The organism is Streptomyces sp. NPDC002779 (genome assembly GCF_042888685.1).
GTDB lineage: Bacteria > Actinomycetota > Actinomycetes > Streptomycetales > Streptomycetaceae > Streptomyces.
Map to the genome: position 1 here is coordinate 770063 of NZ_JBIAQC010000002.1, position 20164 is coordinate 790226.

Below are 20164 nucleotides of genomic sequence, written 5' to 3' on the forward strand. Positions count from 1 at the left end.
CCGCCCTGCCCGGAGCTGTCATTCTCCCACCGGTTAAGGACGAACACACGGGCCGGTTAGTTCGCGGTTCGCACCGTGACTTTCCCGTCCCCGGTCCGCGCGCTCACCACATGCGCGCTGCGCTCGTCCCGCGGTACGTCGACATCCACCCCGCCGTCACCGGTCTCGGCCGTCACCCGGTACGTGGCCCGGGGCACCTCGATCGTCACGGAACCGTCCCCGCTGCGGGACTCCACCAGGTCGGGCACGGCCCCCAGTTCGAGCTTCACCGACCCGTCCCCGGTCTGCGTGTGCACCTCACGCGAATCGACCTCGGCCCGCACGGAGCCGTCCCCGGTGCGCAGCCGCAGCGGCCCGCTGGAGTCGGTGACGTGCACGGACCCGTCACCCGTACGGATGCTCAGCGCCTCCTCGAACCCCCGCGCCCGCACACTGCCGTCCCCGTCCTCGACCTCGACGGCGACGCCCCGCGGCACCTCGATCCGGTGCTTGGCCGAACAGTCCGCGATCACCCCGGAACACTTCAACCGCAGAGTGAGCCGGTCCCCCTCCATCGCCCACGTCACCTTGGGCTCGCCGCCCACCACGACGGACCCCTCGAACCACCGGGTCACCTTGATCTTCCCGGCCGGATGCGCGTCCGAGGCGACGATCTCCAACGCGGAATCATCGGAGTCGACGACCAGCGAACTCCCCTCCAGCCCAAAACTCCGCTGCTCGGGCTCCTTGTCGTCCCCCGCGGAAGCCCCACACCCCGCGAGCCCCCCGACGACCAGCGCCACGACCCCACCCACAACAGCAACCCGACGACCCACGACGATCTCCCCCACCACTGGAAACGGACCTTCCCCAAGCCCTCCCGACGGTATGCACCCCCGTCCCCCAGGGGGATCCGGACCACTCCCGGGTTTCGGGTGGGGTTAACCCCCGGGTTTGCGGGGCAGTGCCCCGGGCGAGGTACGCTGTCGACTCATCCAGGGTGCGTAGCTCAGGGGTAGAGCGTCTGCCTTACAAGCAGAATGTCGGCGGTTCGAAACCGTCCGCGCCCACCTTGATGAGTGAGAGGTCCCGGTCCTTGTGGCCGGGGCCTTTTGCGTATTTCAGGCCGGCTTGCGGGTCGGGTGGCCGCGGACTTCCAGGTCTGCCAGGAGGGCCGCTGTGGCTTCAGCGATGGCGTCCACCGCTCGGTCGAAGACCTCCCTGTTGTGGGCGGCCGGGGTTCTGAAGCCGGAGACCTTGCGGACGTACTGGAGGGCGGCGGCTCTGATGTCTTCCTCGGTGGCCTCTTCGGGGAGGACCGGAGGGCGGAGGGTCTTGATGCTGCGGCACATGTGTCCAGTCTGACTCCCGGCACTGACAATGCGCCTCCGCGCGTGGGCGGGGTCTGCCATGATCGCGAAGAGGCGGCCACCGACCGATGGGGCCGACCGACGCAGGGATGTACTCCCATGACCGACTTCACCGTCGCGATACTCGGGCCCGGCGGAATCGGGGGCCTGCTCGGTGCGCTGCTGTCCCGGGCCGGGCACCGGGTCATTTGTCTGGCCGGCGATGAGACCGTCGGCACGCTGCGGGAAACCGGGATTCAGGTGCGCAGCGGGCTGTACGGGGACTTCCGGGCCCCCGTCGAGGCGGACACCGTGCTGCGCGAGCCCGTGGACGCCTGTGTCGTCGCCGTCAAGCACACCTCCCTCGACGCGGCCCTGGAGCGGGTCCCGGCCAAGGCTCTGGGCGACGCGCTCCTCGTACCGTTTCTCAATGGGGTGGAGCATCCCGCCGTGCTGCGGGCCCACCATCGGCCGGAGCTGGTCGCTCCCGGTGTCATCCGGGTGGAGTCGACGCGGGTCGCTCCGGGCGTCATCGAGCACGGCAGTCCGTTCGCCGAGATCGATCTCAGTGGGGATCTCGTGTCGCGGGAGCGGCTGGACGGGTTGGCCGGCGTGCTGGGGGCTGCCGGGCCCACAACCCGGGTGCTCGAGGACGAGTCCGCCGCGCTGTGGGCGAAGATGGCCTTCCTCGCGCCGCTCGCCCTGCTCACCACCCGATACCGGCTTCCGCTGGGTGAGGTGCGTACGCGGTACCGGGAAGAGCTGATCGCGCTCGTCGAGGAGGCCGGGGCCGTGAGCCGGGCGTGCGGGGGGCCCGCCGATCCCGCGCAGGCCCTCGCGCGGTACGACGCCTTTCCGGCCGCCACCAAGTCGTCCATGCAGCGGGACGCCGAGTCCGGTCGTCCGCTGGAACTGGACGCCATCGGCGGGGCGCTGCTCCGGGCGGCGGACCGGCACGGGGTCGCCGTGCCCGTAACGGCCCGCCTCGTGGCGGAGCTGCGGGCGGCCGGGCACTGATACGACGGGGAGGGGCCGTCAGCAGATCCTTCTCGGCCCTTTTGCCGTGGCCCGCAGCGGGCCTCGTACGACGTCGAAGTCGAAGTCGACGTGTGCGTTGGCGACAGAAGAGAGCCCGACCAGCAGCCGCTTCTCCTTCTACGCCTCGGTCAAAGGGCACTCAAAGCTGGTCAGTTGCGCGATCTGCCGCAGAATCTCCCGGTATTGCTCTCGGTGTCCCACGGCGGTGGTACTGATCATCAGGACTGCCATGCGCGTGGAGTCCGGGTGAGGGAGATAAGCGTAGATCTGGAGCAGCGGGGTCGGTGCAAGACCCGACTCCGGAGTTGGTGTGCGAACCGTCTCGCCCATCGATGCGGGGCCACTGGGCAGGTCCAGGTATTCGACGTGGGAGAGTTGATCTCCCGTCGCGACTGCCCTTGCCGCGCTCACTGATCGTGGGGACCAGGCGATGTCACGCCAGGAGACGGTGAAGAGTGAGTGCAGAATGCCTCCACTGCTTCCCTCTGTGTCGTCGCGATGTACCCCCAGCGAGCAGTGCACGGTTCCCACTTCGCGTAGCGCACTGAGAAGTTGCTGCCCCGCAGCCAATTGGGCAATGAACTGTTGACGAGTCACTCCGTCCGGAAAGGCCTCGGCCAACGGAGCGATTGCTTCCCGAAGCCGGTTCGCTTCGGGAGAGGACGGAGGGGCCAGGAGAGCATCGATCGGGACCTCGGTGAAGCCGCCCGGCACGGCGAACCAGATACCGGCGTCGGGGTCACTGACGGATTCATCAAGGAGGACGCGAGAGGTCATGTCGCTGAGTCTCCGGGCGCTGGGCGGAGCAAGGGATCAGGGCTGTGCAGGACGGACTCCCGCACGGCGCCCGCGTTCGATGTCTTCGTCGGTGGCTCCCCAGGAGGCGACCGAATGACGGCCTCCGTCCGCCCCGGTCTGCTGACTGAGAAAGCGGAAGCGGCGAGGCTTCGTTCCGTCGGGGGTCGGCGCAGCGATCACGCCGATGAAGCGCGGGTCACCCGCGAGCCACACCACACCGATCTGAGCCTTCAACGCAGGTGCGGCGCGGGGAGCCATGCGGCGGTGCCACCAGCCAACCCCCCAATGCCGGGGGAACACCATGGGCAGGGGCTCCCCAGGGCGTGCCGGGTTCGGGAACTCGAACCATCCGTACTGCCTGCCGACGACGTCGGTCCGCTCGCCGAGGCCATGCACGGCATCGCTATGCAGATTCCATGAGTACTCCTGGAGGACACGCCTCATTCGGAAGAGTGTGGGGAAGACGAAGATCTGAATGAAAGCCCGGTAAAAGCTGTAGATCAGAAACGGTACGAACAGAATCGCGTACCCAGGCGACAGGAATACCGCGAGGAGCGACAGCAGAGCCACCCACAGAGCAACCCAACCGACAAAAGCGATTGCATTCACCGCCAACTGTTTTGACCAGGCGGTTCGCGTCGGGGGGTGTTCCCATGCAACGGTACAGGCCGTGGGATTCATATGAGATCTCTCTTGTCCTCTGCTTAGAACGCGTACCGGGCCAGGTCGACGAGGGCGCCGCCGTCCAGGATGCCCCGTACGCCGTCCACGCCGGTGCCACTGTCCTTCGCTCCGTCGTTGTCCAGGGAGTCCACCGCACTGGAGACGAGACCGTACCCAGCGGTCACCACACCGAGTGAAGCTGAGGTGATCTCGACGACCTGCCCGGCCTTGGCGGAGTCCCGGGCCCCGCGCACGACGAGGTCCAGGGCCGAATTGCCGAGGCCGGTGATGGCCTTGGCTTCGTCCATGGTTTTACTGCCCAGTGTGGTCAGCACCCGTCCGAGGGCGACCGCTTCCTCGCCGGCGCGCAGGGCGCTCATCGTCCCCCGTACGCCCATTCCCACGGCAGCCACGCCAGGAACCGCTCCCAGGAGGTCCCCGCCGACGCTGACGAGGTTCCCCCAGAAGTCGGAGTCGAACTCACCCTTCATGAAGCCATCCTTGAGGGATGTGAGTACCTCCGAGTCGGATAGCCGTATGGCGAGTGCGGAAGCGCTCAGTGCAGCTGCTGCGAGCAGGAGGACGGCGCCAGCCATACCACCCGTAGCCACGAACAGGGCCACCAGCCCGATGACGCCCGCGGTGAAGCTGAGGATGTCGGGCAGATTCTCGGTGATCCATTCACCGAGTTCATCGAGCCACCCTGGTTCGTGGGGCGCCAGTTTGTCCGTGGCGTCGCGGATCTTGCCAGCGCGGTGTCGAGCCTGTTGCTCATGCTCTTCGGCGAGCCTCTTCGCCTTGCCGATAATTTTGTCGAGTTCGGCCTGGGCCTCCTCCGCCGCCGTGTTCGCGTGGGTCAGATCCTTCCGGGCCTCGTCGTGGGACTTGCCTTTGCTGTCGAGGTCGGGGTTGTTCCTTGCTTTGTCGGCATGGCCCTTTGCCTTGTCCACGGCATCATGTGCGTCTCTGGCGTCGTGGTCCAGCTTCTTGGCTCGGCGCTGAAATTCGTCGAGTTCGCCTTCCCAGCGGTCGAGTTGTCGCGCGGCCTTGCGGAGGGAACGGGCGGCGTTCTTCAGGTTGAGCGGGAGAGGTCCGCCCTCAAGCTGCTCGCGGTAGGCGACGGCAGCGTCCCCCTCCCAGTAGCTGCCGTCCATGAGCTTGGTCACGAGCCCATGTGTCTCTTCAAGGACTTTTGCGCAGTCGACCAGCTTTTTGTGCAGTTCGCGGACAGTCCCGATATCGCCTGGGGTCGGATTGAACCCGAGATGGGGGTAGTTGGGGTTCGGAATGGTCGGCGAGGACTTGAGCCCTTGTGGCAGGTTCCCCTCGCGGGCCGCGGGTGAGCTGACGAAGGGGGGTTGTTCGAGACCGGGCGTTACCGTCACTTCTTACCCCCCGACTTCCCGTCTCTGGCCTTTTTCAAGGCTTCTTCCAGCGCCTTGTCCACTTCTTCATAGATCTGCTTGCTCTGACCAATGATCTTGGCGAGATCCTCGGTCTGCTTGCCGATCTCCTCCGTGCCGTACTTCCAGTCTCCTTGGAAGTCCTCGCACGCCGAGTCCAAGTCGTCGGTGCCCAGCCCGGTGACGGTCGCGTCGCTCAAGGCTTTGCGTAACCCTTTCAAAGAACTGCTCGAATCCTTCAAGAGCTGCATGAATCGTGCGAGTTCGCCGCCATCTACAGCTAGCCGGTCAGCCATACACTGCTTTCCCGTTTCGTGTTACTGCGCTTCAGCGGTTGATGGCCTGGATTTCCTGGACCGTGACGGCCTGGTTGTTGCCGAAGGTGCCGTTCGGGAGGTTGCCGCCGGTGCCTCCTGTGCCTGTCCAGGTGATTTGCCAAGTGATGGTGGCCTGGAGGTTGTAGGTGCCGTTGCCGGAGGAGCGGAGGTATTTCAGGCCGCAGGGCGGGTTTTCATCCGCCTTGACCTTGGCGTACGGCTCGCCGATGGAGCCGTCGGTGTTGATGGCGCACTCGCCCGACGCCGGGTAGGTCTCGGCGTCTGCCGTGCCCGGCTGCAGCTTCAGGGCCACCGGCTTTGCCGTGGTCGTGGCTTGGAGGTTGACACCGGGGGCGTTGATGGCGGCCGTGGCCTGGATCTCGTTGAAGACGGTCTTGTCGAGCCAGGCCCAGGTCGGCAGGTTCACCTTGGTGACCGCCTTGGGGGCGAGGGCGACTTCGGTGTCGGGCAGTTGCATGTGCTGGTAGGCGAGGGCTGCGAGGATCTGCGGGGTGATCGCCTGTTCGTACTGGGGTGGCGGGGTCTCGCCGGTCTCGACCCAGAAGGGGAGGTCGTTGCATGAGCTGCGCTTGAGCAGGTCCGGTTCGTTCGGGTTCTCCACGGCGGCCCAGAACATGCCCTTGCCGTCGTTCTCGACGTTGTAGTCCTTGTAGCCCGGGGTGTTGGTCCAGCCGTATTCGTCCTCGTAGTGGCGCTGCAATTCGCTGAGCGCGGCGCCTGCGTGGCCGCCCATGCCGGGGGCGTTCATCTGGCCCTCGATGTCCTTGGACATCCTTTTCTTGAAGTCCTTGGCGCCGAGGTAGGGGGCGTACCAGCACGGCGGTGGCGTCCAGTTGACGTCGGTGGCCGTCACGTTCCCGGTGCCGCCGTTCTTGGCCACGGAGCCGGAGTACTGGATGCGGGCGGCGGCGTAGATGCTGTTGCCGTCGCTGCCGCCCTTTTCCTCCGAGCCGTCTCCCTTGCCGAAGTCCACCGGTTCTGCCGCGGAGTTGGGGGCGGTGAGAAGAACGGTCGCGATGGCCAGGGCAGTAGCGCTGGTGCCGAGGGCCGCGCGCAGCGATCCGTTCACTGGCACTGCTCCGCTTCGGTCTCCACGAACACCTTGGATGCCTGCCACAGGCCGTCGCTCGTGGGGACCTTGACCATGATGATCTTGTAGTGTCCGAAGTCCTTGAGGCTGGGCTCGGTCTTCAGGGCCTTTCCCGTTGTGACTTCCTTGCCGTAGAACTTGCTGGCATCCGAGCAGAATGCGACTTCCACCGAGCTGCCGTTGGAGGCGGACCGGGTGGTTGCCTCGTAGTGGCGGCGGGTGCCGGTGGCGGTCCAGCCGCCCTTGATCCACTCGTTGATCTGCACCTCCCCGTAGTGGAGTCCGTCGCCGGTGGCGTAAGCAGTCAGGGCAGCGTCCTTGGTGGTCTGCTTGTCGACGCCTCGGTAGAGGGCACGGAGGAAGTTCGCCGCGTCCTCCATCGCCGCCGCCTCGTTCTCGTCCTCCGGCTCGGCCCAGTCGAAGACCAGGTTCATGTCCTTCGGCAGGGAGACGTCCACGCCGTCCGGCTTGTTCTCCGCCGGTGCCCCGGAGGGCTGCGCCGACTTCGTCGGCTTTTCCGTCCCCTGCTCGGCTCCAGCGATCTTGTCGTTACCGCTGGAGTTGTCGTCCTCGCTGCCGCACGCTGTCAGCAGCAGGGCCGCCGTCGCGGCGAACGCGGCAGCAACGGGCAAAGAGCGGCGCTTCACAGTGGACTCCCCGTGAGATACAGATGCAGGTGAGAGCACTGACGGTATCGGTGGGGCTGGTGGGTTCGCCAGGCGGAACCTGCCCGCTGGGGTGGGTATTTGGGGGAGCAGTGGGGTAAAACGTGCGCCGTCTGTGTCCTGATCGTTTCCGCTGGGGAGTGACGTCGGTCTCGGGGATCGGGGGCGTTTCGGGTCGGGTCCGGCCCAGCCGCTTCGCGGAAGCTATTGGCCGGCACGGTGCCCGACCTCACCTGCCGGTGCGGGGGGACGCGGTCGTCAGATTCCGAACGGCTTGGCGTAGCGGATCGTGCCGGTCGGCAGCGGATCGGTGGTCAGGGCGAGGGTCATCAGGGCCTCGTCCGGGACGTCGAAGGTGACGCCGATGCCGTGGGCGGAGGCTCGGTCGAAGCCGAAGCGCGGGTAGTAGTCGGGGTGGCCGAGCACGGTGACGAAGCGTTCGCCCCGCTCCCGCGCCGCGTCCAGGACCGCCCGGATCGCCGCGCCGCCCGCGCCGGTTCGCTGGTGGGCGGGGTGTACGGCGACGGGGGCCAGGCACAGGGCCGGTACGTCGTCGATGTGGCAGCGGGTCAGCAGGGCGTAGCCGACGGGGGTGTCGGCGGTGTCTGTGCTGACGTACGAGAGGCCCTCGATCCACGCGTCGTCGGTCCGCAGGGCGTCCACCAGGTCGGCCTCCAGTGGCGTCTCGAACGCGCCGAGGACGATCTCGCGGACGGCGGCGATGTCGGAGCCGGTCTCCGGGCGTGTGGTCCAGGGTGAAGTCATGGGTCCATTCTCGGCGCGCTGCTTCGGGTCCGTCGACGCCCAGTGCCTCCGGTGATCAGGCACCCGTTCGAATGAACCCCGGGAAGCAACTCGCCACCCAAAATCGAACAGGCGTACCATTGCGGCCGTGGCTACGACCTATGACTTTCCGAGTGACCTCCTCGCCGGTCAGGAGGAGCTGCATCAGGTCCGGGCCGAGCTGTCGGCCCTGCTCAAGCGGCTGCCCTGGTCGGTCGAGCCGCTGGACGGATTCAGCGACGACCACGGCTGGCGGAAGATCGAGCGCCCGGCCTCTCCCGGCTGGACCGCGGATGAGCAGGCAGCCGTGGAGAAGCTCCGGCAGCGCGAGCACGAACTCGCGGTGTTCGTCAGTACGCACCGGTTCTGGGCCGAGGTCGCCGCGGAGGACCGGGTGGACGCGCGGATGAAGGCCAAGCACGCCCACGACACCTCATGAGCTCCTGTCCACGCGGGTGCGGGCCGGCCCGTTCGGAACACCGGCCGGCCCGCCCGCCGCACCTCATGAGCTCGTGAGGACTACCAGCTTCTGCGTCGCCCTCGTCATCGCCACGTAGCGGTCCACCGCTCCCTCGATGCCCTCGCCGAAGCGCTCCGGGTCCACCAGGACCACCAGGTCGAACTCCAGCCCCTTCGACAGCGACGGGGTCAGCGACCGGACCCGGGGCGTCGCCTCGAACGACGGGTCGCCGATCACGCAGGCGATCCCGTCGTCGTTCGCGTCCAGCCATTCGGCGAGGATCCGGTCCCGGTCCGCTACCGGGCCGTGGACCACCGGGATGCCCGAACTGCGGATGGAGGTCGGCACGTTGGCGTCCGGCAGCGCCGCGCGGATCACCGGCTCGGCCTCGGTCATCACCTCTTCCGGCGTGCGGTAGTTGACGCTGAGGGACGCCACCTCGACCCGGTCCAGGCCGATCCGTTGCAGCCGTTCCTGCCAGGTCTCGGTGAAGCCGTGCCGGGCCTGGGCGCGGTCGCCGACGATCGTGAAGCTGCGGGAGGGGCAGCGCAGCAGCAGCATCTGCCACTCCGCGTCGGTCAGCTCCTGCGCCTCGTCCACGACGACGTGCGCGAACGGGCCCGCGAGCAGGTCCGGGTCGGCGGTGGTCAGTTCGGACTCGTCGACGAGGTTGCGCCGGAAGTCCTCGCGGCGCAGCTGGGTCATCAGGCCGTCGCCGTCGTGATCGGCCGCGATCAGGTTCTCGACGACCTGGGTCATCCGGTCCCGCTGGACGTCGAGGGCGGCCTGCGCCCGGCGCTTGCGGCGCGCCGCCTTCGGGTCGCCGAGCCGCTGCCGGGCCGCGTCCAGGATCGGCAGGTCGGAGAGCGTCCAGGCGTGCGGGGCCGCCTTGCGTTGCAGCAGCCGGACCTCGTCCGGGGTGAGCCAGGGCGCGCACAGCCGCAGATAGGCGGGGACCGACCACAGGTCGCCGACGAGGTCCCTGGCAGCCACCAGCGGCCAGGCCCGGTCCAGGGCCTCGACCAGCTCCCTGTCGTGCTGCAGCGCCCTGCGGAACTGCTCGGGCGGGATGTCGGCGTCGTGCTTGTCGAGCAGGATGGTGACCAGTTCGGCCCAGACCAGCTCGCGTCCCTCGTTGTGCGGGGTGCCCGGCCCCGGGGCCTGGAAGGCCTCGGCCCAGTCGGTGGCGGTGAGCCGGACGTCCGCCCAGGGGGTGCTGACCGTCATGCCCTCGGTGGGCGGGTCCTCGTAGAAGCGGACGGCCTTCTCGACGGCGCGCACCATGTCCGCGGACGACTTCAGGCGCGCGACCTCCGGGTCGCTCTCCTCCGGCGCCTCGGCGCCCTCGGCGACGAGATCGCGCACGGTGCAGGTCTGCACGCCCTCCTCGCCGAGGCTGGGCAGCACATCGGAGACGTACGACAGATAGGGCTGGTGCGGGCCCACGAAGAGCAGGCCGCCGCGCCGGTGGCCGAGGCGGGGGTCGGAGTAGAGGAGGTAGGCGGAGCGGTGCAGGGCGACGACGGTCTTGCCGGTGCCGGGTCCGCCGTCGACGACGAGAGCGCCGCGCGATCCGGCGCGGACGATGGCGTCCTGGTCGGACTGGATGGTGGCGAGCACGTCGCGCATCCGGTCCGAGCGGTTGGCGCCGAGGCTGGCGATGAAGGCGGACTGGTCGTCGAGGGCGGCGTGGCCCTCGCGGGCGTCGGCGGTGAACACCTCGTCCCAGTAGTCGCTGATCCGGCCGCTCTTCCAGCGGTACCGGCGGCGGCTGGCCAGGCCCATCGGGTTGCCGTGGGTGGCCGCGAAGAAGGGTTCGGCCGCGGGGGAGCGCCAGTCGAGCAGCAGTCGGCGGCCGGTGCTGTCGGTGAGGCCGAAGCGGCCGATGTAGACCGGCTCCGGGTCGTCCGCGGTGACGATGTGGCCGAGGACGAGGTCGAGCCCGAAGCGGCGCAGGGCGCGCAGCCGGGCGGTGAGCCGGTGGACCTCCGCGTCCCGGTCCATGGCGGCGCGGCCCGCGCCGCCAGGTGCCTTGAGCTCGGTGGCGAGCTGGTCGGACAGCTCGGCGATCGTCTGCTCCAGGCTCTCCGCGATGGCCGCGAAGTGCCGCTCGTCGGCGGCGATCAGCGCGGGGTCGGCCTTGGCGGCCAGCCGCTCGGGAAGGTCGAACGCACTCTCACTGGACAGGTCGATCGACAGAGAAGCACTCACTTCGTGAATCACTCATTTCCGCAGCTACCGGCGTTGAGGGAGCGATTCTGCGGCATGAGGGGGGCCTTGCCGCAAGGCCCCCCGTGCGCTATAAGTTGAGAGTGGCAAGGGACGCGATCCCTTGCCTTTCCTTGTGTCCAGGGTACGCGGATCAGGCAGGACGGCGCCGCATCAGGTACGTCGCCCCCGCGCCCGCCGCCGTCAGCGCCCCCAGGGACACCCCCGCCGCCAGCCAGCCCGCGCCCATCCACTGCGCGCCCAGGTAACCCAGCGCCACGCTGTAGGTGGCCCAGGACAGGCCGGCCAGCGCCGACCAGGGCAGGAAGTCGCGGGCGCGGCGGTGTGCGGCGCCGGCGCAGAAGGAGACGACCGAGCGGCCGGCCGGGGCGAAGCGGGCCAGGACGACCAGGGTGCCGCCGCCGCGGGACAGGGTCGCGCCGAGACGTTCCTGCGCGGTCCGCAGCCGACGGGAGCGGGCGATCGCGCGGTCCAGGCGGGCGCCGCCGTGCCAGGCGAGGCGGTAGGCCACCAGGTCGCCGAGGACGGACGCGGTCGCCGCGCAGAGGGTGAGCGCCAGGATGTCCGGGAACTGGGCCGCGGTACCGGCTGCCGCGGCGGTGGCGGCCATGATCACCAGTACGCCGCTCGGCAGGACCGGCACGAACACGTCCAGCAGGACCGACAGGGCTACTGCCCCGTAGATCCATGGACTGGCGGCCAATGATCCAACACTTTCGAAACTCTCCAGCACCCCGACTCCCCGTTTCCCCCGTGGTCGTACAGCGTACGCGGCAGGGAGTGACGGGTGGTTCACAGGGGCTCGTGTGTTCAACACGTGATGTTCACCCGGCTGCCGGTCCCCGGCGGGCGGGGGGCCGGGGTGTCCCGTAGCAACGGAGAGGGGTCCTGAATCCAGCGACGTTAGGAAGATCATGGTGGCAGGCATATGTGCGGGCGCCCTCGCGGCGGTCGTGCTCGCCGTCGGCGGCGGTGACGGCGCCGGTGGTTACTCGATGCGGACGGACGCGCGGTTCGCGCCGCCCGGCGCCTTCGTCGGCTCGGCGGCGCTGACGTACGACGCGGAGCTGGTCCCGGCCGCCTCGTGGATCGAGGTGGAGCAGCGGATGACGACCGGCGGCGCGACGAGCGTGCGGCTGCGGGTCACGGGCATGAAGGCCGGTCACCGGTACGGCGTCCATGTGCACCAGAAGCCGTGCGGCGCCGATCCGGCCGCCGCCGGCGGGCACTACCAGCACGAGGTCTCCTCCGCGCCGCACCATGTGACCGCCGAGAACGAGGTCTGGCTGGACTTCACGGCCGACGAGCGCGGGGCGGGCGAGGCGCGGGCCCGGCACAACTGGGGCTTCCGGCAGGGCGAGGCCTCCTCCGTCGTCCTGCACCAGGAGCCGGGCAGCAAGGGCGGCCGGGTCGGCTGCTTCACGGTGCCTTTCGGCTGGGCCGCCTGAGCCCACGCTGATTGGGGCGTCACGTGTGCCCCATGTTGCTCGCGAGTGCAGCATGGGGCCGGGCTGCGGGCGCGCCACCGCCTCCCTACGGAACGCGGCCCGCGGACGACAGCGCCGGCCCCGGCCGGGGTGGGGCCATGCGGGCCCCGTGGTGTCGGCGGGTGCCGGATTCGGCTGGGTTGCGGGGGCTGTTTCGTTCGCGGCGCTATGGTGCGCGGTCCATGGATGACGGTGGCCGTCCCGGCTGGGGCGGGGCTGTGCAGGCGCCTCGGTGCCGGGGGGTGCTGGATCGGCCGGGCTGCGGGGGCCGTCTCCTTAGTGGCTCTATGGCAGCGCCGTCCCGGCTGGGGCCATGCGGGCCCCGTGGTGTCGGCGGGTGCCGGATTCGGTCGGGCTGCGGGGCCGTTTTCTTCGCGGCTTCATGGTGCGCGGAGCGGCCGTCCCCGCTGGGGCCGGGGTGCGCCGGGGTGTCGGCGAGTGGCGCATTCGGATCCGCCGTCGTGGCGGCAGTGCGGGCCAATGTCGCCGCGCTCGGACGGCGGCGTCTGTTCCCGGCGGGGCGGGATTGCGCGGGCCCGCGCCGAGCGCCACCCGGGCCGCCGTCTCACGCGCACCCTCTGGTTGTGGCGAGTGCCGTATGAGGAGTGGCTGGGGGTGCTGCTTCCGTCGCGGCGGTACGCAGTGCGGCCCTTGCCACCGCGTCCGCGTCCGAGAGGGTGACCGAGTCCACGCCCGGTCTGGCACCGGCCGCGGTGACCCAGTGGACTCCCTCGGTCGGTACCCCGAAGGCGAACCGGCGCGCGTGTGCGTGGCCTTGACGGTCTATCAGGTGGTAGGGGCGGGCGGTCACGTCCAGGCCGCCGGTCTCGTAACCGTCGACCGTGTGCGGACGGCACTGTCCGGTCTTCAGCAGCCGGGCGAGGAGGTCGTCGGCCGTGCGGCGCAGGTCCGGTTCCGGGAGCCGGGCCTCGACCAGCGTGGTGACCCGGACCGCCGATCCCGGCACGGCCGGGGAGTGCGCGACCCATGCCCCGTCCTCCTCCCGGACCTCCAGGCGCGGCCCGAGGACCTGGACCACGCCCGCCTCCATCAGGGCCGCCAGTTCCTCGATGCGACGCCGGGGCGGGCCGATGGAGAGGAAGGCGTTGAGCGGGGTGTACCAGCGGTCCAGGTGGTCCCGGCGGGAGGCGCCGGCCAGTCCGCCGTGGTCCACGATCTGCCGCAGCTCGTTGCGCAGATCGCGCAGCACGTCCAGGGCCGCCTTGAGCGGGCCCGCCGTATTGCCGAGGGCGGCCTGCGCGGCGTCCTCGCGCAGGTAGGCCAGCAGCCAGGCGCGCCACGCGTGGGGGTCGGCGAAGTCCAGTCCCTCGTACGGCCGGGAGATCCGGTCCCAGGACCAGCGCTTCTCCTCGGGAACCCCGAACTCGTCCAGCACATCCCGCTCTTGAGGACTCCGGTGCGGGGCGGCGAGGAAGCGGTCGGTGAAGTCCGGGGCGGGGGAGAGCAGCGCCCCGTAGTAGACCGTCTCCACCTCCTTCGCCACCAGCGGCCATATCTCCGCGAGGAAGTCCGGGGCCTCGCCGGAGTCCGCGCGCTTGCGGAAGGCGGCGATGACCTCGGGGGTGAGGACCAGGGGGAGATGGCGGCCGTAGGGGCCCTTGGCGTTGTCGCCGCGCGCCTGGTAGGGCAGGCCGCGCCGGGAACCGGCGTACAGGCGGGGCTCGTTGCCGGAGGGCAGGTACCGCAACACCTGCCCGGCGCGGACGAAGCGGCCGCCCCGGCCGGTGGTCAACAGGGCCATGTGGTCGAAGAAGTTGAGACCCAGACCGCGCAACAGCACCGGCTCGTGCGGGAGTGCGGCCGACAGGTCGACGTCGGCCGGGTTGGCGGGCGGGATGTGGCGCAGGCCGTGCTGCTCGGCGTACGCGGTCGTCGCGCGCTCGGCGGCGTCCGGTGCCGTCGGGAGGTGGCCCTGGGCGAGGACGACCGCCGACAGGCCGGTCAGGGTGCGGCCGTTGTCGAGGGTGAGGGTCTGGCGGCCGTCCGGGGCGTCGTCGAGGCGGGTCGCCCGTGCCGGGTGGGTCTCGACGCGGACCGTGGGCGGTGCCTCGCGGACCGTGCGGGCGAACACCCACTCCAGGTAGCGGCCGTAGTGGGCGCGGGTCGGGTACTCGTCGGGGCCGAGGGCGCCGGCCGCCCACTCGTGCAGGCTGGGGCCCGGGCGCAGGGGGCCCGAGCAGTCGACGCTGTCGTCGGTGAACAGGGTGACCTGGCTCGCCACGGTGTTCATCAGCAGCTCGGGCGACTGGGCGGTGCGCCAGACGCGTCCGGGTCCCGGCGGGGCGGGGTCGACGACGTGGACTGTCAGCCGGGCGCCCGGGGGGAGGAGTTCGGGGGCGGAGGCGCACAGGCGTTCCAGGACGCTGGTGCCGCGCGGGCCGGCGCCGACCACGGCGACGGAGAGCGGCAGGGGGTCCGTGGTCGGTGCAGACAAGAGGGTGACTCCCGGGCGGTGGGGCGCATGGGCGGACGGCCGCCGCCTCCACTGGAAGCGGACGGTCCGCCTCATCATGCCGTCGGGAGGGGGTGGATCCGGGCCCGGGGTGGGGCGACTGTGGGATGCCTCACTGGCAACTGGGATATCGGGTGCCACGCCCGCGACAACCGCCCGAAAAGGGACGATCAGGGGCTGAGTTCGGACTCCGCGACCGTTTGCAGCCGGGCCCCGCCGCCCTTCTGCGGGCGTGCCTGCTCCAGCCGCAGGGAGGCCGAGCGCCCGCGCATGGTCAGGGTCATCAGCTGGTTGCCGAACCAGGGCCCGCCCGTGCGCCGCCACTCGATCCGTGGCCGCGGCACCCCGCCGTGCCCCGCGAGTCGCCGCCCCAGCGCCCGCGCCACCGCGCTCCAGCCGAACCGGAACCCGAGCCGAATGTGCAGCGGGATGGAGTTGTGGACGGGGGAGCAGGTCAGCTGGACGACCCGTGCGCCGGGTCCCTCGTCGCCCGGCCAGGACGGCTCGGCGACGTACGCGTGATGGACGTCCCCCGACAGCACGCACACCGTCGCCGGCGCCTGGGGCCCCGAACCGGCCTCCCGGATCGCCTCCGCCAGTGCGTCGAAGGACGCCGGGAAGGCCGCCCAGTGCTCCAGGTCCGCGGCCCGCCTGAGCCGCTCCCCGAACCGGGCCCAGCGCTCGCCCCGTTCACCCCGGCACAGCGCGGCGTCCCAGGCCTCGGCGTAGTGCACCAGATGCGGCAGCAGCCAGGGCAGTGAGGTGCCGATGAGGAGATGGTCGTAGCTCCCGGGCCCGTCGTGGACCTGCGCGCGCAGCCAGTCGGCCTCGCCCGGGTCGAGCATCGCGCGATGCTGCTCGTCGAGGACGCGGGCCGCGCGGGTGTCGACCATCAGCAGGCGTACGCGGCCGAAGTCGCGCCGGTAGCTCCAGCGCACCGAGGCGGGGTCGGCGTCGGCCGCGATGGCGAAGTCGCGCAACGCGTCGGTGCCGTCGGAGCTCTCGCGTACGGCGGCGTAGAGCGGGTCGGCGGCCAGCTCGGCCGGGGTGAGGTTGCCCAGGTGCTGGTGGACCCAGTACGACATCAGGCCGCTCAGCAGGCGTTCGCGCCACCAGGGGGTGGCCCGCATGTCGGCGAGCCAGGAGGCGGAGGTGTTCCAGTCGTCGATGACGTCGTGGTCGTCGAAGATCATGCAACTGGGGACGGTGGAGAGCAGCCAGCGCACCTCGGGGTCGAGCCAGGACTCGTAGTAGAGGTGGGTGTACTCCTCGTAGTCCGCGACCTCGGCGCCCGGGGGTTCGCTCAGGTCGCGGCGGCCGGCGAGCCAGCGGCGGGTGTCCTCGGAGACCTCGTCGGCGTACACCTGGTCGCCGAGCAGGACCAGGACGTCCGGGCGCTCGCCCTCGGGGTCCGCCGCGATCCGGGCCGCGAGGGTGTCCAGGGCGTCCGGGCCGACCGGGTCGTCCCCGCCGTCCGGAGGCGACGCCCAGCGGCAGGAGCCGAAGGCGACGCGGACCGTGTCGTCCGCGGCCGGGGTGCGGATCACCGAGGGCGGGAAGCGGGAGTCCGGCAGCGGCCACACCCGGGCGCCGTCCAGGAACACCTCGTACGACTGTGTCGTGCCCGGTGCGAGGCCGGCCACCTCCACCAGGGCGTAGTGGTGCCCGGCGATCCGGAAGGTGCGGGACGCGCCGTGCGCGCCGTCCGCGCCGCGCACCTCGGCGGTGCACGGACGGCTCGTCTCGACCCAGACGGTCGCGGACGAACCACCGGCATGTCTCAGCAGCGGTCCCAGCCGCAGTTCGGCCACGCGATCACACTCCTCCGTCGCCCCGTACGGTACGGAACGACGGAGGCCGGTGGGTAGGTTCCGGGGTCTTCCGGCTCAGCAGGCGCTCAGATGGCTGGTCAGGGCGCTCTTCTCGGCGGAGTCCACGGACAGGCCGTAGTAGTACTTCGTCTGCACCCAGGCGCGGACGTAGGTGCAGCGGTAGGCCGTGCGGGACGGCATCCAGGTGGCCGGGTCCTGGTCGCCCTTGGCCTGGTTGACGTTGTCGGTGACGGCGATGAGCTGCGGGCGGGTCAGGTCGTTGGCGAACGCCTGGCGGCGGGAGGTGGTCCAGCTGTCGGCGCCGGAGTCCCATGCCTCGGCCAGCGGGACGAGGTGGTCGATGTCGACGTCGGAGGCGGCGCTCCAGGTGGCGCCGTCGTAGGGGGAGTACCAGCTGCCGCTGGTGGCGGCGCAGGCGGAGTCCTGGACGACGTTCGTGCCGTCGCGCTTGAGGACGACCTCGCGGGTGTTGCAGGCGCCGGACTGGGTGATCCAGTGCGGGAAGAGGTCGCGGTTGTAGCCGGTGCGGTCCTCGGCCGTCACGGTGAGCGAGGCGAGGTAGCTGCGGGCGGTGGCGGCGCTGACCGGGGTGGGGAGGGCGGCGGAGGCGGTCGGCCCGTTGACGAGGCCGACGGAGGCTATGAGACCGGTGAACGCGGCGAGTATGCTCAGGCGTCGACGCGCGTAGAACTTCGGCATGCGAACTCCCTTGGAAAGTGGGGGCGTTGGGCGTGCGGGCGAGGGAATGCTCGCGACGCCGTGTTGCCGGGAGGTGTGCGTTGCGTGAGAAGTTAATGACGCGTGCATGACATGACAAGGTTCACGGTCGAACAATCACGTAAGATGGACGGCGCAGAAGGGGAGTAGCTCTTCGCCGGACCGTCGACATACTGCTCAGCTCGTCTGAGCCGGCGCCCGGAGGCGGACCTCGTCACAGGGGTCCCGCCAGCGAGACCTTCGGCAACGCAGTGCATCTTCCGTGTGCTGCCGTGCCGAGGTGTCTTTGTGCAAGAGGTACTGCACTCTCGGTGGGGCGGCCCCGACCGATTGAGGAACCTTGATCAGCTTCAGTGTGATGGCGCTCGTCTTCGGCGTCGTCTTTCTCGCGGAACTGCCGGACAAGACGGCGTTGGCGGGGCTCGTGCTCGGTACCCGGTACCGGGCGTCGTACGTCTTCGTGGGGGTCGCCGCCGCGTTCGCGCTGCATGTCGCCCTGGCCGTGGCTGCGGGGAGCGTGCTGACGCTGCTGCCGCAGCAGATCCTGCACGCGCTGACCGGTGTGCTGTTCCTGGGCGGCGCGGCGGTGCTGCTGCTGAAGAAGGACGAGGACGAGGCGGAGGTCCGCCGGCCCGAGAATCAGTCCTTCTGGAAGGTCTCCGGGGCGGGGTTCATGCTGATCCTCGTCGCCGAGTTCGGGGATCTGACGCAGATCATGACGGCGAATCTCGCCGCGCGGTACGACGATCCGCTGTCGGTGGGCCTCGGTGCGGTGCTGGCGCTGTGGGCCGTGGCGGGGCTGGGGATCGTGGGGGGCAAGGCGCTGATGAAGCGGGTGCCGCTGAAGCTGATCACTCAGATTGCGGCGCTGTTGATGCTGGGGCTCGGGGTGTGGAGTCTGTACGAGGCCGTCGCCGGGTGATCTTCGGGGGATCGTCCGGGGGCGCGGACGGTCTTCGGCTGAGCTGAACGGTCGGTGAACCTTTGCCGGGGTGGTGGCGGGATCATGGAAAGGTTTTGTACCGTAGAGAAACAAAGTGGCTCCCGCCCGTTTTCCCTGACCGGCGGGCGGGACCACCTTGTTTCCCGCCTCGTGCTTTGGAGCTGCCGATGACGTCCACCGCCGTGCTCACCGCCCGCGCCCTCCTGCTGGACATGGACGGCACCCTCGTCGACTCGCATGCCGTCGTGGAGCGGATCTGGCGCCGCTGGGCCGACCGGCACGGGCTGGACGGCGACGAGGTCATGAAGGTCGTCCACGGGCGGCAGGGGTACGCCTCGATGGCGTTGCTGCTGCCCGGGCGGCCCATGGCGCAGAACCACGCGGAGAACACGCGCATGCTCGCCGAGGAGACGGCGGACATGGACGGTGTCGTCGCGATACCGGGGGCTGCGGAGTTCCTGACCGCGCTGCGGGGTGGTTCCGTGCCGCATGCGCTCGTGACGTCGGCGGATGTGGCGCTGTCCACGGCGCGGATGCGGGCGGCTGGGCTGGCGCTGCCGGATGTGCGGGTGACCGCGGAGTCGGTGGGCGCGAGCAAGCCGGATCCGGAGGGGTTCTTGAAGGGGGCCGCCGAGTTGGGGGTGGATCCGGGGGAGTGTGTGGTCTTCGAGGACTCGGGGGCCGGGATTCAGGCGGGGCGGGCGGCTGGGATGCGGGTGGTGGGGGTGGGGCCTCGGGCCTCGTTCCATGGGCCTGATGTGGTGGTGCGGGATCTGAACGAGGTGCGGGTGGAGGCGGTGGAGGGCGGGGGCGTGCGGCTGTACGTGGGCTGAGGCCTGGTTGTCCTCGCCCCCGCCGCCCCTACCCGTCCCATCCCTGGGGGCTGCGCCCCCAGACCCCCCTTTCGGCCCTTAAAGGGCCTCATCCTCAAACGCCGGACGGGCTGAGGGTGCCGACCGTGTCACGAAAAGCCCCTACGGCTCCTGCGTCTCCGATTCCAGGCTCGCCCTCGTCTCCACGGTGTAGACGCCCAGGCTCTCCCTGCCCACCCCCCGGCTCCACTGGTAGTTCTTCAGGGCGTTCTCCAGCTGGTGGTTGAAGGTGCCGTCGATGTCGTCGTTGTAGAGCCAGAGCTGGTGCAGGCGGAGCTGGAGTTCTGTCACCTCCGCGCCCTTGTCGCCCCGGCGGAGGACCGGCGGGGCGGGGTCGGCGGCGGTTTCCTGGGGGGCGGCCTCCGAGGCCTTGGCCGGGGTGGGTGTGGGCGTCGGGGACGGTGACGTGGACGGCGTCGCGGACGCGCTCGTCGCGGACGGTGAGGGGGATGCGCTCTCCGTCGCCGATGGGCTCGCGGACGTGGACGAGGGGGACGGGGACGCCGACTTGCCGGTCGGCTCGGGCGCCTCGCTCGCCGTGGGGTCCGGGACGCTCGCCCGTACCGCCTCCGGGAGACTCGTGTCCCGGGTGGGGGACTCGTAGCTGAACAGGCCGCTCGCCATGCCCGCCGCCGCCACCACTGCGACCATCGCCGCCGCGGCTCCCAGCAGCGCCACCGTCCTGCGGCGGCCCCTGGGGCGTCCCGTCCCTTGCTGCGCGGGTGCCGGAGACTCGGGCGGGGCCTCGAACAGGTCGATGTCCGTCGCGTTCGGTTCCGCCGGCGGTGGTGCCAGGGGCGTGTGCAGCGGCATCGTCACCCCCGGGTCCGCCTCCGTGCCGTCCAGCTCGACGTACGGCCGTATCCGCAGCGGATCGAAGTCCTCCGCCGCCGCTGCCTGAGCCTCGCGCGCGTCGCGCAGGGCCTCGGACGCGCGCTGCGTGCAGGCGCAGGACGGCGTGCGGTCGGCCCCCCTGGCCGCCCCGCACTCCGGGCACCCGTGGTCCTCGTGGTCTGTCACCTGTTCGTCCCTTCCCCCTCGCGAC

General features: G+C 70.3%; 20 protein-coding genes and 1 tRNA gene. 6 read left to right on the forward strand and 15 right to left on the reverse strand.

Translation table 11 applies throughout. The features are described from left to right. Positions 1 to 56 precede the first annotated feature (56 nt). Positions 57 to 782, reverse strand: a complete 726-nt coding sequence (locus ACFYW5_RS09040; protein ID WP_389416274.1) for a DUF4097 family beta strand repeat-containing protein — start codon at positions 780 to 782, stop codon at positions 57 to 59. A 195-nt stretch (positions 783 to 977) separates the two neighbouring features. Here ACFYW5_RS09040 and ACFYW5_RS09045 point away from each other — a divergent pair. Then, a tRNA-Val gene (locus ACFYW5_RS09045) sits at positions 978 to 1049 on the forward strand. A 51-nt stretch (positions 1050 to 1100) separates the two neighbouring features. Here the strand turns inward: ACFYW5_RS09045 and ACFYW5_RS09050 are convergent. Continuing rightward, the gene (locus ACFYW5_RS09050) at positions 1101 to 1331 is read right to left on the reverse strand and encodes a DUF2277 domain-containing protein (RefSeq protein ID WP_389416275.1); all 231 of its coding nucleotides are present in this window, start codon (positions 1329 to 1331) and stop codon (positions 1101 to 1103) included. Between the two features lie 117 nt (positions 1332 to 1448). Here ACFYW5_RS09050 and ACFYW5_RS09055 point away from each other — a divergent pair, with 117 nt between their 5' ends. Next, positions 1449 to 2345 carry a ketopantoate reductase family protein gene (locus tag ACFYW5_RS09055; protein WP_389416276.1) on the forward strand — a complete coding sequence of 299 codons (897 nt, stop codon included), beginning with the start codon at positions 1449 to 1451 and terminating at the stop codon, positions 2343 to 2345. A 138-nt stretch (positions 2346 to 2483) separates the two neighbouring features. On the opposite strand, the gene ACFYW5_RS09060 is transcribed toward ACFYW5_RS09055, so the two are convergent. The 7 genes from ACFYW5_RS09060 to ACFYW5_RS09090 form a co-directional block, all read right to left on the reverse strand. Next, on the reverse strand, positions 2484 to 3143 hold the full coding sequence (locus ACFYW5_RS09060; RefSeq protein ID WP_389416277.1) for a hypothetical protein: 660 nt from the start codon (positions 3141 to 3143) through the stop codon (positions 2484 to 2486). A gap of 36 nt (positions 3144 to 3179) precedes the next feature. Beyond that, positions 3180 to 3734, reverse strand: coding sequence for a hypothetical protein (locus ACFYW5_RS09065; protein ID WP_389416278.1), 555 nt, complete (start codon positions 3732 to 3734; stop codon positions 3180 to 3182). A gap of 134 nt (positions 3735 to 3868) precedes the next feature. Beyond that, on the reverse strand, positions 3869 to 5212 hold the full coding sequence (locus tag ACFYW5_RS09070; RefSeq protein ID WP_389416279.1) for a hypothetical protein: 1344 nt from the start codon (positions 5210 to 5212) through the stop codon (positions 3869 to 3871). Beyond that, positions 5209 to 5526: a hypothetical protein gene (locus tag ACFYW5_RS09075; RefSeq protein WP_389416280.1), complete on the reverse strand. Its 318-nt coding sequence runs from the start codon at positions 5524 to 5526 to the stop codon at positions 5209 to 5211. Before ACFYW5_RS09075 ends, ACFYW5_RS09070 begins: the two co-directional genes overlap by 4 nt. A gap of 31 nt (positions 5527 to 5557) precedes the next feature. Beyond that, positions 5558 to 6637, reverse strand: coding sequence for a hypothetical protein (locus tag ACFYW5_RS09080; RefSeq protein WP_389416281.1), 1080 nt, complete (start codon positions 6635 to 6637; stop codon positions 5558 to 5560). After that, positions 6634 to 7305 (reverse strand): hypothetical protein, encoded by a 672-nt coding sequence (locus ACFYW5_RS09085; protein ID WP_389416282.1) that lies wholly within the window; start codon positions 7303 to 7305, stop codon positions 6634 to 6636. The genes ACFYW5_RS09080 and ACFYW5_RS09085 overlap by 4 nt, the downstream gene beginning before the upstream one ends. 276 nt (positions 7306 to 7581) lie before the next feature. Further along, a complete protein-coding gene (locus tag ACFYW5_RS09090) occupies positions 7582 to 8088 on the reverse strand; it encodes a GNAT family N-acetyltransferase (protein WP_389416283.1) in 507 nt (168 codons plus the stop codon). A 127-nt stretch (positions 8089 to 8215) separates the two neighbouring features. Between ACFYW5_RS09090 and ACFYW5_RS09095 the strand changes: the two genes are divergently transcribed. After that, a complete protein-coding gene (locus ACFYW5_RS09095; RefSeq protein ID WP_389416284.1) occupies positions 8216 to 8545 on the forward strand; it encodes a hypothetical protein in 330 nt (109 codons plus the stop codon). Between the two features lie 63 nt (positions 8546 to 8608). Here ACFYW5_RS09095 and helR read toward each other — a convergent pair whose 3' ends face one another. Next, positions 8609 to 10777, reverse strand: a complete 2169-nt coding sequence (gene helR / locus ACFYW5_RS09100) for an RNA polymerase recycling motor ATPase HelR (RefSeq protein WP_389416285.1) — start codon at positions 10775 to 10777, stop codon at positions 8609 to 8611. Between the two features lie 151 nt (positions 10778 to 10928). Beyond that, positions 10929 to 11528, reverse strand: a complete 600-nt coding sequence (locus ACFYW5_RS09105; RefSeq protein WP_389416286.1) for a DedA family protein — start codon at positions 11526 to 11528, stop codon at positions 10929 to 10931. Positions 11529 to 11709: 181 nt separating this feature from the next. Here ACFYW5_RS09105 and ACFYW5_RS09110 point away from each other — a divergent pair, with 181 nt between their 5' ends. Next, on the forward strand, positions 11710 to 12243 hold the full coding sequence (locus ACFYW5_RS09110; RefSeq protein WP_389416287.1) for a superoxide dismutase family protein: 534 nt from the start codon (positions 11710 to 11712) through the stop codon (positions 12241 to 12243). Between the two features lie 604 nt (positions 12244 to 12847). On the opposite strand, the gene ACFYW5_RS09115 is transcribed toward ACFYW5_RS09110, so the two are convergent. The 3 genes from ACFYW5_RS09115 to ACFYW5_RS09125 form a co-directional block, all read right to left on the reverse strand. Next, positions 12848 to 14737, reverse strand: coding sequence for an FAD/NAD(P)-binding protein (locus tag ACFYW5_RS09115; RefSeq protein WP_389416288.1), 1890 nt, complete (start codon positions 14735 to 14737; stop codon positions 12848 to 12850). A 188-nt stretch (positions 14738 to 14925) separates the two neighbouring features. Next, positions 14926 to 16566, reverse strand: a complete 1641-nt coding sequence (locus ACFYW5_RS09120) for an alkaline phosphatase D family protein (RefSeq protein WP_389416289.1) — start codon at positions 16564 to 16566, stop codon at positions 14926 to 14928. 75 nt (positions 16567 to 16641) lie between these two features. Continuing rightward, entirely contained in the window at positions 16642 to 17286 is a 645-nt protein-coding gene (locus tag ACFYW5_RS09125; RefSeq protein WP_389416290.1) for an HNH endonuclease family protein, read from the reverse strand. A 358-nt stretch (positions 17287 to 17644) separates the two neighbouring features. On the opposite strand from ACFYW5_RS09125, the gene ACFYW5_RS09130 reads away from it, so the two are divergent. Together ACFYW5_RS09130 and ACFYW5_RS09135 are read left to right on the forward strand one after the other, a co-directional pair. Continuing rightward, positions 17645 to 18226: a TMEM165/GDT1 family protein gene (locus tag ACFYW5_RS09130; RefSeq protein ID WP_389416291.1), complete on the forward strand. Its 582-nt coding sequence runs from the start codon at positions 17645 to 17647 to the stop codon at positions 18224 to 18226. A 188-nt stretch (positions 18227 to 18414) separates the two neighbouring features. Next, a complete protein-coding gene (locus ACFYW5_RS09135) occupies positions 18415 to 19080 on the forward strand; it encodes an HAD family hydrolase (protein WP_389416292.1) in 666 nt (221 codons plus the stop codon). Between the two features lie 141 nt (positions 19081 to 19221). On the opposite strand, the gene ACFYW5_RS09140 is transcribed toward ACFYW5_RS09135, so the two are convergent. Continuing rightward, positions 19222 to 20139 (reverse strand): peptidoglycan-binding protein, encoded by a 918-nt coding sequence (locus ACFYW5_RS09140; RefSeq protein ID WP_389416293.1) that lies wholly within the window; start codon positions 20137 to 20139, stop codon positions 19222 to 19224. Positions 20140 to 20164: the final 25 nt, after the last annotated feature.

Bases quoted from the DNA above. Each gene is read 5' to 3' on its own strand.
- ACFYW5_RS09075 (WP_389416280.1), bottom strand. From the start codon at position 5,526: ATGGCTGACCGGCTAGCTGTAGATGGCGGCGAACTCGCACGATTCATG.
- ACFYW5_RS09135 (WP_389416292.1), top strand. From the start codon at position 18,415: ATGACGTCCACCGCCGTGCTCACCGCCCGCGCCCTCCTGCTGGACATG.
- ACFYW5_RS09055 (WP_389416276.1), top strand. From the start codon at position 1,449: ATGACCGACTTCACCGTCGCGATACTCGGGCCCGGCGGAATCGGGGGC.
- ACFYW5_RS09110 (WP_389416287.1), top strand. From the start codon at position 11,710: ATGGTGGCAGGCATATGTGCGGGCGCCCTCGCGGCGGTCGTGCTCGCC.
- ACFYW5_RS09090 (WP_389416283.1), bottom strand. From the start codon at position 8,088: ATGACTTCACCCTGGACCACACGCCCGGAGACCGGCTCCGACATCGCC.
- ACFYW5_RS09060 (WP_389416277.1), bottom strand. From the start codon at position 3,143: ATGACCTCTCGCGTCCTCCTTGATGAATCCGTCAGTGACCCCGACGCC.
- ACFYW5_RS09050 (WP_389416275.1), bottom strand. From the start codon at position 1,331: ATGTGCCGCAGCATCAAGACCCTCCGCCCTCCGGTCCTCCCCGAAGAG.
- ACFYW5_RS09125 (WP_389416290.1), bottom strand. From the start codon at position 17,286: ATGCCGAAGTTCTACGCGCGTCGACGCCTGAGCATACTCGCCGCGTTC.